A 13,102-nucleotide genomic window follows, 5' to 3' on the forward strand; every position below is an offset into this window, starting at 1 on the left:
TTCCAGCCTGCTTAACAAACCGCAGCTGGATTTTTTTAGACTTACGCACTCCCAAGCCAACGGGCTAAGGTTTCTCTCAGTAAATCTTTACTTAAAGGCTTTGTCAGGTAGTCGTCCATTCCGGCGGCTAAGCAGCGCCCTTCAAACTGCTCTTCAGTAGTACTGGTCAGGGCAACAATTGGCAATCGATCGTCGGGCCGGTGTTCAGTTTCCCAGCGGCGCAACATCTCAATAATTTCCGCGCTGTGGTCAGTATTTTGCTGGCAATCTACCAACACCAGGTCATAGTGGCCTTCGGAGAGGCGAATAAGGGCCTCATCCCCATTGCCTGCAACATCCACCTGATAGCCTAAGGCCTGCAGCATTTCCTCTGTCACCCACTGGTGTGGACGGGACTCCTCTACCAATAACAGTGAATATTGACGTGGCTGATCAGCCCCCCCAGTTACTACTCTGCGTGTAGTTTTTTTAATTCCACCAAATATGCGCTCGACAATTACGTCATGTAACTCTTTGCGAGTCACTGGACGGCCGAGGTACTGAGCAGCAGGTACTGCGTGCTGTAGCTGGGCAAAGGAGGACTTCTGGCCAAACCCACCCAGGCAGATCACCGGACACTCCTTGCCTTCAGTGTGTGCCTTGTACATATACGGCGTTAACGAGTTAAAGAGCGTGTCATCTCCCATCGCCGGCACCAGGATTACCAGCTGATTGCGCTCCAAAGCCAGCTTAAGCAGCTTCTGTACCTCGCACTCGCAACCTTCACACCAACGCAGGGATTTCACATCCATACCAAACGAGCGCAATACCTGCACCAGCCCGGAAATAAACAGGCCCTTCTGGTGAATCAGCAATACTTCGCTATCCTGCAGACGGCGATCCGGGGTCAGGTAAGTGCGCTGGTTCGGCTCCATATCGAATTTGATTACCACTTGATAGCGATTGCCATCGGGAGTCGAGTGCAATTGCAGGTAGCCTCCCATCGCTTCTGCCAGCCCTTTGGCAATCGATAAACCCAGGCCGGTCGTAACCTGAGTGGTGTCCATTCGTGAGAAAGCACCGAACAATTCGCTTTCATCAGGGAGAATCTCACCACGCCCGTCATCCATCAGGGTAATATTCAACTGGCCTTCCACTGTCGTGATTGGCGTAAAGCTAACTTCCCCCCATAACTCACCGCGCTGGGCAATACCTGTTGCTGAATCTACCAAATTACGAATTAGCTGGGCCGTCTTGCGGTTATCCCCGGTAACCATTACTGGCAGATTGTCATCAATCTGGAAATTGAACTCCAAATCCTGGCCGTGGGCGGAGCGGGCGGAGCGGGCGGCAAACTTAAAAGATTTCTCGATGGTTTTGACCAGATTAAAAGGTCCCTGGCGCAGGCGGATATCCTTTCGCGCCACTCGAGTGAATAACCCAACATTATCCACCAGCTTGAGCTGCTGACTATTGGCGGTTTTGGCAAGCTCAACCCACTCCCGCTGGCGGTCGCTGAGAGGCTCCGCTTCCAATAATGCCATTGCGCCAAGAGCATCTGATAGCTGGCTGCGAAACTCCTGACCGATATTAACGATAAACTCGTTAGTCAATTCCACCGCAGCTTCTGAGTGCTTGCGCGCGGCAGCCAGACTGCTGGCACGCTGCTGTAGCTCCTGCATGGCCGACAGTCGCTCCCAGTAATTTTCTGATTCGCGCCGCCCCTGGTGTGCAGTAAGCCAAATAAAAGCAAGGGTCAGGGTGCCGTAAATTGTGCCGAGGACCATTCCCGAGAACAGAGCCATCAGAGCCGCTGGCAGTAGAGAAGTGGCAGTAAACCAGGTGAGAAAACGATGATATGGAGAAAATACCGTAGTCACACTTGAGCAGAATATAACCGAGTAGATCCACAGAAAGTGCGTTTCAGGCGCAAAGCCCATCAGGTAGACAAAGTAAAACAGTGTCAAACCCCACCAAATGGAGCCAAGAATAGAGACGAAGAAATAATGGTTTCGCCAGCGGTTCGGTCCCGCGCTGTAAAGGGAGTCGAAGCGGAATACGTAGTAGCCCCTGATCAGGGTGAGTATCACCAAGCCCCCACCCAGGATCAGTAAAAGGCGCGGTGCTTCCAGGCGCATATCCCCGATTGTGGCGGCAATCAGGAAGGCACAGAGGGAGAGCAGCATACCCCGCCGGCTGTATTTAGCGATACGCATATCAGTGGCGCGACAAATACGTCGGTCTTTCTGAACCTTCAGTTCAGGGCGATCAAATAGTGGCATTGCGACCTTCCCTGGGAGATTGGGTATATAGTGACATAAAAGTCCCTACCCTATCCCAAGCACTTCAACCAGTACTGTTTTTATAATAAATCCAAGCAATCCGAGACCCAGTGCCAAAAACAGGATAAAGGTTCCGAACCTCCCCGCCTTGGAATCCTTAGCGAGGTTCCAGACGATAAACACCATAAACATGATAAGTGCACCGATTCCCAACCACAGGGAATACTCTTCAAACTGCTCAAAAGTCATGCGGATCTTCACTTAAAAAATTGGCGCGCATTGTACAGTGCTTAGTGACTACTGGTAAGGCTTGCCAGAATACGGTCAGCCGGCGCTCCCCCCGGACATGACTAACTATTCACGCCCCTTGATAGTAGTCACCATCCTCCTGGGCGTGAGTGCCACAGCGCAAACGGCGCACCTCCTTCTCACGATAACGACTATCGTGCCAGCAACGAGGCAGCGGCTCACCAGACAGAAAGCACAGGTCAGTTTTGTCGAAAACCTCTGGATCCTGGATCTCCTCACCCCAGAGATAGCGGCCAACCACAGTTAACTCATAGGGATTTGAAAGCGTGACAACGTCAGCCACCTCAACCAAATGCTTGGTAGTTACATCTTTAAAAAGCATAGTGGCACCTATTTCCTCTTCCACACTTCAGTATAGGGCCTTTAGCGGCTATTCCGGCTAAATCTATATGCTTGTGGGCCGAAAATCCGGGATGAGGAGCAGAGCGCCCTACCCAAAAGGTATTCATTACAGAGGTATGCTGGGAAAGTCTTCCCGCTAAAAACCGACAGTGATCACTGGCAGCTTAAGCGGGAGCAGATAGGATTACCCTTCTATTGTCAGGCGAGCGGAGACCATACCTTGCTCAGCGAGCGCATCCAGATTGATAGTACGCACCGATAGCTTCTCTTTCATCAGCTGGTTGAGCCATGGCTGCAGATCCTGGTAACGCACCTCCTCAATCCAGAGGCGGATACGATTCTCCCCCTCCGGCTCAAAGCGCTTAATGGTAATCCGGTTGTTCTTTGCCGCAGTGGTCACCCTTTGCAAAAGAGTGCCCGACGCATTGCCAGCGGAACTATTAGGCTTGATCCGGGCAAGTACCGGACGCTGGGACTCCATCCATTGCACTAGCTCCTGGGCTTCTTCAGCGCGACTGCGAGACTCCTCAAAAAAGCCCTTGGCAGGACTGTAGAGGCCATAGACTATAAACAGGCCCCCAGCAAAAACAGCGAGAAGAGCGAGAGCGCGCTGGTCACTGGAAGACAGTGCCTGCCACTTCTGTTTCCACTGTTCAATTTGTTCTTTCATGCTTCAATAACTACCAATCTTATTCTGCACATCAATATGTCACTATCAGCGCACGCGCACCCGTCCGGATACACCTTTCTTCAGTTCATTGGCCCCGAGTAAGTCAGCTTTTAAGCCGTTACCAGACAACTTACTAACAAATGTATCAAGATCCGCCAAGTTAGAGGCCTGTAACTGCAACACCATTTCACCCCGCTGGCCATCAAAACGCAGGGATTGCAACTTGAGTTCCTTACCCCGTTGCTCTGTCCACACCTTACTCAGCTGTTGCATCTGTGTGGTAAAGGCGCCGCCTTGACTGCCCGCACTCTTAAGAAAACCATCCAACTGACGGCGCATTTGCGCGGAGGGTCGGGTATTAGGAAACAATTCAGTAAACATGGTGCGCGCCTGCTCTTCGGCCTTCCCAGCCTGCCACTGAAAATAAGCCCCTGCCCCCACAAAGAACAGCAGTTGGGCGGCAAAACAAAAAGTGGCAACTTTTGCTGGTTTCAGCCACCAGGCTCCTTCAACTTCTCCCCCTGAAAGCTGGTAGTCGCCGCTCAATAAACTACTGAGCTTGCCAGCTTTAAAGCGCTCCAGAAAAAGCTCTTCCGGGGCTCGCTGGTTGCGCTGTAGACGATCAGCAAATAGCGTCTCCAGTTCGCCTACAATCAGGTTATCACTCTCTTGCGCTCCCAAGAGCAGCAGGCTTTTCTCCTCAGCTTCATCCTCTACTTGCTCAGATTCTTCTAAGGTTTCGCTTTCCCCCAGTAAGGAACTGAGCATCGGCTGCAGGTATTCACGGCGAATTGAAAGCCCCTGCCCACTGTCTTGCCAGATATGCGCCTGTTCTCCATCTAGCCATAGAGCAAGATCGCCCTCGAGCAGACCGAGTAGCTGATATTCAGCAACCGCAGCCACCAGCGGCCACTGCAAGCGCTCAACCTGGCTGTGCAGCGCTTCCATTTTATCTTTGGCTATGGCATAGACACTGCAGAGATCACCATTCTGTGGCGTACAGACAAAATGCAAATCTTCAACGTCCTCCGCCAGATGCTCTTCCACCATATAGCCAATAGCATTGGCCTGCCGTCGTGCAGCTTTGGGAATAGTTTCCACACCGCTCCACACCCAGTTGCCAGGTAATAACAACAAGGCCTTGGCCCCATCGGCAAAGCTCAAGGGAGCAGTTTCCTGAGAGAACTCTGAAGTTTCAAATTCAGGGGTAAAAGCCGCAATAAATTCATCATCTAATGCAGCAGGCTGCCAGGCACCCCCCTGCCACTGATGGAGTGTGAGCTTTCTATCCGCATTTTCAGTGAGTCTCAGCATTACCAGCGATGGCTTTGGTGGATCCGCAGGCATGCCTATTTCATTCAGGCTTTTCTTTTTAAACATACGATCTTATTGACTACCTACTCTCGTTCTTCTGCCGTGCCGTCATAGTCGAGTAGCTCCTGCATCATTGCACCGGAAAATGTCCGGCGTTGGCGCTGCACTACTTTCACCGTTACTTCTCCGCCTTCCTCAAGCCGGAGCACAGTCTCCCAGTACTGGCGGTGGTCTTCGCCATCTCCCAATTGGACAGCGATACGCGCCAGAAAGTGCTGACTATGGAATACAAACGAATCTGTCTTGGTGATATTGATTGAGGATAAGTCCCCAGAGTTACTAAAGACCTCTCCCGATTCACGAAGCTGTTCCAGTTTCGAAATACTTGCTGAAGGGTCAATCGCCTCTACCAGTTCTTGGGAGGCAAAATTGATATTGATCTTGGATCCGGTTTCCGGCAATGCACAGAGAAAAGGAGCAAGTTTTTGCCAGTCCTCGGCTTCTATTCCCTGTACTGAAGACAATTCAGAAACATCACTGATCGAGGTATCCGGAGTACGGTGTGAGATATCCCTACCGAGATAGCCGTCATCTTCGGTTGCGGATGAGCGCGGTGTATCGTCGTCATCCACCCAATCGGCAATAATCACCGCCAACTCCGGTTTACCAGTGACATTACTCACCAATCTACGAAAAATATCAAACTGGTCATTAGCCGACCTATCAACAAGATTATTGACATTAAAACATGAATTTAAGCCTTTGATATTAATACGAATTTTTCCGTTATCGGGATTGAATTGCAACGCTGGAGAAGCCCAGGCCTCCAGAGCGTGGTCCGCTGCTTCCTCGGCTTCCTTATCCTCTTCAAAGTCTTTCAGCAGTGCCACTCGGCTCCAGGCTTCGGCCCCCTCAACAAACTCGGCCAGCTGGGTATTGGCAAGCAATGCGCCACTGCGATTAATGGATATTTGATCTCGAACGATCGCATGAGAGACCAAGGCAATAGCAATCACCATCACCAACAAGACAGTAATAAGTGCAACACCTCGCTGGCCACCAAGGATCTTCACAGTCGCCTCTCTTCGAACATGATTAATCGCCTCTACCAGGTTGAGAACCAGGGGGCTCTACGGTGGAGAAAGGAAATATCCGGCGAATCTCACCGTACTGCCTGGTGAGTAAGACAAACTCAATGGCCTTAGGTAAGCGGGGGTCTGCGCCATTAGGTGGGTTATTGTCATTGGAAGCCGGGGGCCATTGCGAAACCCACGCTTCGCTCTCTGGGTCGAAATAGCGCAGGGTAAGGCTCTCAACCCCCATCATCAGGGGCTCAACAATAGGCTCGGAATCCGGCCCCCGATCCAGCACCTGCCAGCGGCTTCGCAGCAGTAGCGCGCCTGGATCTTCCTCCTCCGCAGTGCTGAAAGAATCGCGCTCATCGGATTCCGGGTAGCCAATGCTGTACCCAAGGCGCTGCAGTTCCCCTCTGGGCTCAGCAGTCAGGTTGGCCGCGCCCAGTCGGGTAAACTCGAATTCATCTTCATCCCCGCGCAGTGCTGGCTCATAGCCACTGTAGGCATTCTTGATCGGCCTTGCCGTCAGCTGGCGAAGATCATCTTCCAGGCGGTATAAAGCCATAGAAAAGCGGCGTAATTCCTCCGCACGCTGCTCAACTACATGGTCTGTACTTCTAAAAATATCCAGCAGGGAGAAGGAGCCGACGCTGATAATAGCTACCAATACCAGCACAACCATTACTTCGACCAGGGTGAAACCAGACTGCGCTTTTAGTTGGCGGATCATCATTGCAGCTACTCCTGTGCCGCCCAGGCATCCAGTGTCAGAGTCGGGTTCTCCGCATCGGGATAGCCCACTTCGATGGTGATATGGCGAAGGCGCTCTTCACTGGTTGCTTCAACTCTTGCGGTCACTTCCCATTCCCGCTCAGCAAAGGTCACCTCCTCCTTTTGCTCACCGACGGGTGGCCAGGGTGTTTGCAATCGCACTTGGGAAAGTATTTGTTGTGCCACCCAGTTGGCAGCGAGCCGCTCTTCCATAATGCGTTGCTGGCGCACACTGCGCTGCATGGCCTGCAACACACTGGCTGCGATTACCCCAAATATCACTAATGCAACCAGGACCTCCACCAGGGTAAATCCCCGCTGGGCAGAAAATCGTTGCGCACTAAAATTCATCAGCCTGCCATTCCAGCTGTAAACCGTAGAGGCTGTTGTAAGTAATTGTCGCGCCACGAGCGAAGTCACCCTCATCAACCAGGTACATCACCAGTTCCACAGGCAGGACCTCACCACTGGACAAGGCGACAAAATGTGGCTTCGCGCTTTCCTCATCCGAACTCTCCTCCTCGGCAAACTCGGTAGACTCTGTCGATGGAAGTTCTGCCCCGGCAATCACCTCAAGGCGTACATTGGGAGGGAGCTCGTGAAGCGCGAAGCGCTGGCTGCGCTTACCGGCAGCAGCATCCGGCGCCTGCCAGGTCATGGTGGCGGGATTAAAGCGCACCACAGTGTAGGATTCCGGTTCCAAAACCACGCCATAGTGGCTCTTATCGATCAAGGCGCGATCTGAGATCAACTGTAGCAAAGCGGAGAGACGCCTAACCTCACCTTCCCATACGCGCACGCCGGAGCTACCCAAAGACATAACCGCCATCCCGGCAAGAGAGGCGATGATCACAATCACCACCAGGATCTCCACCAGGGTAAAGCCCCGGTTACGCGTGAATTTCAGTTGATTTTTCCGGCTGTACATCAGTTGTCGCTTGAACCGGATTTACAGGTCAGCGGCAAAAATATCAGCGTACTCACCTTCACCACCCGGTTTGCCATCGGCACCCAGGGAGAACAGGTCGAAGGGACCAGAGCTGCCGGGGCTGATGTACTGGTATTCATTACCCCAAGGATCTTTCGGCGATTTCTTCAGGTAAGGCTCAGTCCAGTTCTTGGCCTCCGGGAAACCTGACGGACGGGAAACCAGTGCCTGCAAGCCCTGATCAGAGCTGGGATAAACGAAGTTATCCATACGGTACATATCAAGCGCTGTCTCGATTGCTCGCAGATCAACGCGAGCTGCTTTCATACGCGCCTCACCAGTCTTGCCGAGTACACTGGGCACGACCATGGCGCCAAGGACACCGAGGATTACGATCACTACCATGACCTCAATCAGAGTGAAGCCGCGATTTTTGCTTAGGTTTTGCATTTTTTTCTCCAAGTTCAGCCGTAAGCTGGGAACCCCAAGGGCCACAATATCCTTCGTGACCCCACTCTAAAATATTGACTCACTTCAAGGAAGGCATCCTCCTTCACCCGAGTCAGCAGGTATCAGAGAAACCCTGACAGAATCAGGATTAACAGGAGACACTGCCCCTAAGGCTTCTCTTTGAGCCTTACATGGCCAGTTCGTTCATGCCCATAATCGGCATCATAATAGCCATCACGATAAATAGTACGATAGCGGCCATCACCAGCAACATCAGGGGCTCGAACAAACTCACAAAAGCGGTAACCGCACCCTGTAAATCCTGCTCCTGGGACTCTGCCGCCCTTTGCAGCATCTCATCGAGGGTACCGGAGGATTCACCACTGGCAATCATGTAAACCATCATTGGTGGGAAATACCCGATATCTTCCAGCGCTCTGTGCAGGCTACCACCCTCGCGCACAGATTTCTGCGCGCCTTCCAATCTATCTTTCAGAAAATCATTGCTCATTACTCCGCCGGCAATGCCCATGGCCTGTACCAGCGGTACGCTACTCCCCGTTAAGATGGCCAGGGTTCCCACGTAGCGAGCGCTCTGGGCACCACGTACCATCCACCCTATTACCGGTAAATCCAGTAGGCGATGGTGGAAACGGTAACGTATTGCCGGGCGCTTGAGCAGAAAGACTATGCCTATGATGATGGCGCCTAATACCGGGGGCACCAACCAGCCCCAGGCAGAGATGAAGTCACTCAGGGTAACCAGGATTCTGGTAGGTACTGGCAATTCCTGGCCGGTACCAGTAAATACCTCGATCACATCGGGTACCACATACACCATCAGGCCGGTCACCACCAAGACACAAATAAACACCAGCACCGCTGGGTAGATCAGTGCCAGCTGAACTTTTTGCCGAAACTGCTGCTGGCCTTCCGTGTAGTCACCGAGGCGCTCCAGAACTGCATCGAGATGGCCAGAGTGTTCACCAGCCTCTACCGTGGCGCGGTAGAGCTTTGGGAAAGCGCGTGGGAAGCTCGCCAGGGCGAGAGCAAAACTATGCCCCTCAAGGATCTTGCCTCGAACCGCCAGAACAACCCTGCGAATTTTTTGGTTACGAGTTTGATTGGCGATTGCCCCGAGCGTTTCCTCAAGGGGAATACCGGCACGCAGCAAAGTGGCAATCTGACGTGTTAGCAGCGCCAAATTTTTAATGCTGAGGCCTGGGCTACCAGACATAAGTCCACCGGCACTCTTTTCAGATTGCTCAGTAGCAGGAGCCACATCCAGGGGTACCATCCCCTTGGCACGCAATTGTTGGCGCGCGGAACGGGCACTATCCGCCTCAAGGGTTCCCTTGCTCTTCCGACCGGATGCCGCAAGGGCTGTATACTCAAAAGCTGCCACTTTCAGGACTCCTGGGTAACTCGCATCACTTCCTCAAGGGAAGTCCTACCCGCCAGAATCTTGGCGATACCATCATCACGGATGCTCGGCCCCAATTTACGCGCTTCGGCCACCAGTTTGCTTTCCGACGCACGATCGTGAATAAGCTGGCGCATCACCTCATTCAACGGTACCAGCTCATAGATGCCAATACGGCCGACATAACCGCTATGGTTACACTCCTCACAACCGTTGGGGCGATAAATAATGGTTTCCGCATTTGGGTCCACACCGAGCACTTGCCGCTCGTTTTCATCGGCCACATGGGGCTGCTTACACTCTGGGCAAAGTACCCGCACCAAGCGCTGCGCGAGCACACCAATCACGCTCGATGACAGCAAAAAGGGCTCGATTCCCATATCCACAAGTCGGGTCACTGCGCCAAGCGCGGTATTGGTATGCAGCGTGGATAATACCAAGTGGCCAGTCAAACTTGCCTGAATGGCGATTTGCATTGTTTCGAGGTCACGGATCTCACCCACCATCACCACATCGGGATCCTGGCGCAGAATTGCCCGCAAACCGCGAGCAAAAGTCATATCCGCCTTGGTATTCACCTGGGTTTGGCCCACACCTTCCAGGTTGTATTCCACTGGGTCTTCAACCGTAAGGATATTTTTCTCACGGCTGTTAATACTGCCAAGGCCAGCATATAAGGTTGTGGTTTTACCTGAGCCTGTAGGTCCGGTTACCAAAATAATGCCGTGGGGATGGGAAAGCAGTTCCGACATTACACCGAGATCGCGCTGCGCCATTCCCAGCTTGCTCAGGTCCATCTTACCAGCCTGCTTATCCAGAAGACGCATAACCACACGCTCCCCCGCAGAAGAAGGCATGGTGGATACACGTACATCCACTTCGCGTCCAGCCATCAAAAGAGAAATACGGCCATCCTGGGGAACACGCTTTTCCGCGATATCCAGCTTGGCCATAACCTTAATCCGGGAGACCAGTAAAGGCGCTAGTGCACGGCGAGGCTGCAGTACCTCCCGCAGAACGCCATCAACCCTAAAGCGCACAACCAGCCGCTTCTCAAATGTCTCAATATGGATATCCGAGGCGCCCTGTTTAAGCGACTCGGCGAAAATTGCGTTGATCAGCTTAACGATAGGTGCATCGTCTTCCTGCTCCAACAGATCTTCAGTTTCCGGCAACGAATCTGCAACCGCGGCAAGATCCAAATCCTCACCAAGCCCCTCCACTTCCGAGAGGTTTCCTCCTTCACGGTTTTCATACAGTCGCTGTAGAGCAACCTGGAAAGCCTCTTCCTCGACGGCCTCCAGGCTCACCACAGCACCATTGATTCGCTGTACCTCGGCAACAGCCGAGGGATTCAACGGGGCCACATACTGGCATATAGGCTGGCCTTCCTGCTCCACTAACAGAACCCTGTGACGCTTGGCGAAAGCGTATGGAAGGCGGCGAATTATTGGAGTTCCTGTTCCTAGTTCAGCCGTCATTTAGATTCTTCGACCTCCAGCACCTCAACATCAACCTCACCTGGCACCCCCTCCAGGGCTTCCTCCAGGTTATCAACGGCATTGATAGAACCATCTACCGGGGCCGGGCTTTCGTTATAGGTTCCTGTTGGCGGCATTAAGTCAGGCAATGCATCTCCACGGTGCCAATCCCACAGCAGGCTTGTACGATCTTTGATATAGATCTGCTTCTGCTGCAGATCCATGTAACGTTTGCGGGTCTCCTCGTAACCTGCCACTTGCGTACTCAGGATCTTCGGCTTCAGGAACACCATCAAATTAGTTTTGAAGACTTCCTTTTTATTATTGCGGAACAGGCGGCCTATCCCTGGGATATCCCCTAACAGGGGTACCTTTTGCACAGAGTCTTTAACGGTATCTTCAATTAATCCACCCAGTACAAGTATTGCACCATCGTCGATGAGTACCTTGGTGCGTATTTCCCGCTTGCTAGTAATAATATCCGAAGCCCCGACAGCAGCATCAGCCGCGGCCGAAGCAAGGTTTTCAACTTTTTGCTCAATTTCCAGGGTTACAGAGTTGTTATTATTTACCCTTGGAGTCACTTTGAGTGTGGTACCAATATCCTCACGCTGAATGGTGGTAAAGGGATCATCATTACTACCCGACAACAGCTGTTCACCGGTGATAAAAGGCACATTTTGACCAACGAGGATCTCAGCCTCCTCATTATCCAAAGCCATAATTGTTGGAGTGGAGAGGATATTCGTGTTGCCTGCAGTGGCAAGAGCATTCACTGCGACACGAAGGTCGGTGCCACTCAGGTAACCTAAATGTAATGCATTCGCCCCAGTTAGACTTTCAAGAGGTAGTGAGAAAGGGTTGATATTTCCATCGGCATCTTTAGCCGGAAGGTTATTCCAGCCGGCAACAACATTATCATCCGCCCCAGCAATCCAGCTGATACCCAGCTCGTTATTGGTATTTTCATTAACCTCAACAATAATCGCTTCGATCAACACCTGAGCACGACGCACATCCAGACGAGCGATAACACCTTTCATGGTTTCCAGCAGTGCTGGAGGGGCAGTAAGAACCAAAGCATTGAGTGATTCATTGACTTGGATACTGACTTCAACATTCGCCGCCTGCTGATCTTTCTCAGTGTTCTGAATACTGCCACTCATACCTTCCAGGATTGGCTTGAGGTCTGCAGCATTAGAGTACTGGATATAAACCACCGCAGTATTGCCATCTCCATCCAGCGGCTGGTCAAGGCGAGCAATAACAGACCTGATCTGCTGGCGAGTTACCGGGTCACCGGTCAACAAAATACTATTGGAGCGTTCATCCACGGCAATACGCAACGGCTGTACTTCCTTACCAGCCCCTTTACCACCACCCGACTGCAAAAGATCGGTGAGAATCTGCTTGACCTCTTTTGCGGAGGCAAACATCAAGGGCACGACTTCAATATCAATTGCACCAGCACGGTCCAATTGATTAACCAACCTTACGATCTGGTCAATATTAGCTGCGCGATCCGCAATAATCAGGGTATTGGTATCAGCGTAAGCCGCTAGATGGCCAGTCTGAGGAATCAGGGGGCGCAGCATGGCAATCAATTGCGATGCGGAAATATTTTCCACCCGCACAGTACGGACTACCAGAGACTCAGCCGGCGCACGGGTGTTGGCATCAGCTACAGGAATCGCTTGCTGTTTTGCTAATGCATCAGGCACTACTTTCCAGGTTCCGCCCTGCTCTACAAGACTAAAACCATTTACCTGAAGCACCGACATAAAAACATCGAAGGCTTCTTCATGGGTCATGGGATCACCGGCAACAACGGTGACTTTTCCCTTGACATTGGGGTGAACAATAATATTTTTTCCGGTGAAATCCGCAGCCCAGTTAATCAGGTCACGAACATCCGCATTATCGAGAGAAAGGGTTACCCTCTCCGGGCCTTGAGCCAGCGTTGCAGTAGACACAAAAAAACCAAATCCGACCGCAATCAGCCGTCGATAAAACATCTTCATCATTATTTATCTGGCTCTAGTAAATGTTCAAAAAACTCAAAACAATCTAGGTTGAC

13 protein-coding genes are annotated in these 13,102 nt (G+C 52.0%); all 13 read right to left on the reverse strand.

What is annotated here, in order from left to right; all coding sequences use genetic code 11:
- Positions 1-41: 41 nt before the first annotated feature.
- The 13 genes from ACJJJB_RS08865 to gspD all read right to left on the reverse strand — a co-directional run bounded on the left by ACJJJB_RS08865 (position 42) and on the right by gspD (position 13,049).
- Entirely contained in the window at positions 42-2,261 is a 2,220-nt protein-coding gene (locus tag ACJJJB_RS08865) for a hybrid sensor histidine kinase/response regulator (protein WP_445366085.1), read from the reverse strand.
- Positions 2,262-2,306: 45 nt separating this feature from the next.
- Positions 2,307-2,510: a DUF2788 domain-containing protein gene (locus tag ACJJJB_RS08870; protein WP_020412887.1), complete on the reverse strand. Its 204-nt coding sequence runs from the start codon at positions 2,508-2,510 to the stop codon at positions 2,307-2,309.
- 109 nt (positions 2,511-2,619) lie between these two features.
- A complete protein-coding gene (locus ACJJJB_RS08875) occupies positions 2,620-2,892 on the reverse strand; it encodes a hypothetical protein (RefSeq protein WP_020412888.1) in 273 nt (90 codons plus the stop codon).
- A gap of 204 nt (positions 2,893-3,096) precedes the next feature.
- A complete protein-coding gene (locus ACJJJB_RS08880; RefSeq protein WP_020412889.1) occupies positions 3,097-3,582 on the reverse strand; it encodes a type II secretion system protein M in 486 nt (161 codons plus the stop codon).
- Positions 3,583-3,627: 45 nt separating this feature from the next.
- On the reverse strand, positions 3,628-4,962 hold the full coding sequence (gene gspL / locus ACJJJB_RS08885; RefSeq protein ID WP_444946722.1) for a type II secretion system protein GspL: 1,335 nt from the start codon (positions 4,960-4,962) through the stop codon (positions 3,628-3,630).
- 17 nt (positions 4,963-4,979) lie between these two features.
- Positions 4,980-5,969, reverse strand: coding sequence for a type II secretion system minor pseudopilin GspK (gspK, locus tag ACJJJB_RS08890; protein WP_444946721.1), 990 nt, complete (start codon positions 5,967-5,969; stop codon positions 4,980-4,982).
- A gap of 22 nt (positions 5,970-5,991) precedes the next feature.
- Positions 5,992-6,705, reverse strand: a complete 714-nt coding sequence (gene gspJ, locus ACJJJB_RS08895) for a type II secretion system minor pseudopilin GspJ (RefSeq protein ID WP_444946720.1) — start codon at positions 6,703-6,705, stop codon at positions 5,992-5,994.
- A gap of 5 nt (positions 6,706-6,710) precedes the next feature.
- Positions 6,711-7,094, reverse strand: coding sequence for a type II secretion system minor pseudopilin GspI (gene gspI, locus ACJJJB_RS08900; protein WP_020412893.1), 384 nt, complete (start codon positions 7,092-7,094; stop codon positions 6,711-6,713).
- Complete coding sequence (gspH, locus tag ACJJJB_RS08905) at positions 7,084-7,671, reverse strand: type II secretion system minor pseudopilin GspH (protein WP_020412894.1); 588 nt, start codon at positions 7,669-7,671, stop codon at positions 7,084-7,086. The genes gspI and gspH overlap by 11 nt, the downstream gene beginning before the upstream one ends.
- Positions 7,672-7,692: 21 nt before the next feature.
- The gene (gene gspG / locus ACJJJB_RS08910) at positions 7,693-8,121 is read right to left on the reverse strand and encodes a type II secretion system major pseudopilin GspG (protein ID WP_020412895.1); all 429 of its coding nucleotides are present in this window, start codon (positions 8,119-8,121) and stop codon (positions 7,693-7,695) included.
- A gap of 187 nt (positions 8,122-8,308) precedes the next feature.
- The gene (gene gspF / locus ACJJJB_RS08915; RefSeq protein WP_020412896.1) at positions 8,309-9,526 is read right to left on the reverse strand and encodes a type II secretion system inner membrane protein GspF; all 1,218 of its coding nucleotides are present in this window, start codon (positions 9,524-9,526) and stop codon (positions 8,309-8,311) included.
- Between the two features lie 2 nt (positions 9,527-9,528).
- Positions 9,529-11,025, reverse strand: a complete 1,497-nt coding sequence (gene gspE, locus ACJJJB_RS08920; protein WP_445366086.1) for a type II secretion system ATPase GspE — start codon at positions 11,023-11,025, stop codon at positions 9,529-9,531.
- Positions 11,022-13,049, reverse strand: coding sequence for a type II secretion system secretin GspD (gspD, locus tag ACJJJB_RS08925; protein ID WP_020412898.1), 2,028 nt, complete (start codon positions 13,047-13,049; stop codon positions 11,022-11,024). The genes gspE and gspD overlap by 4 nt, the downstream gene beginning before the upstream one ends.
- Positions 13,050-13,102 lie beyond the last annotated feature (53 nt).

The sequence above is a fragment of the Microbulbifer variabilis genome (assembly GCF_052468405.1).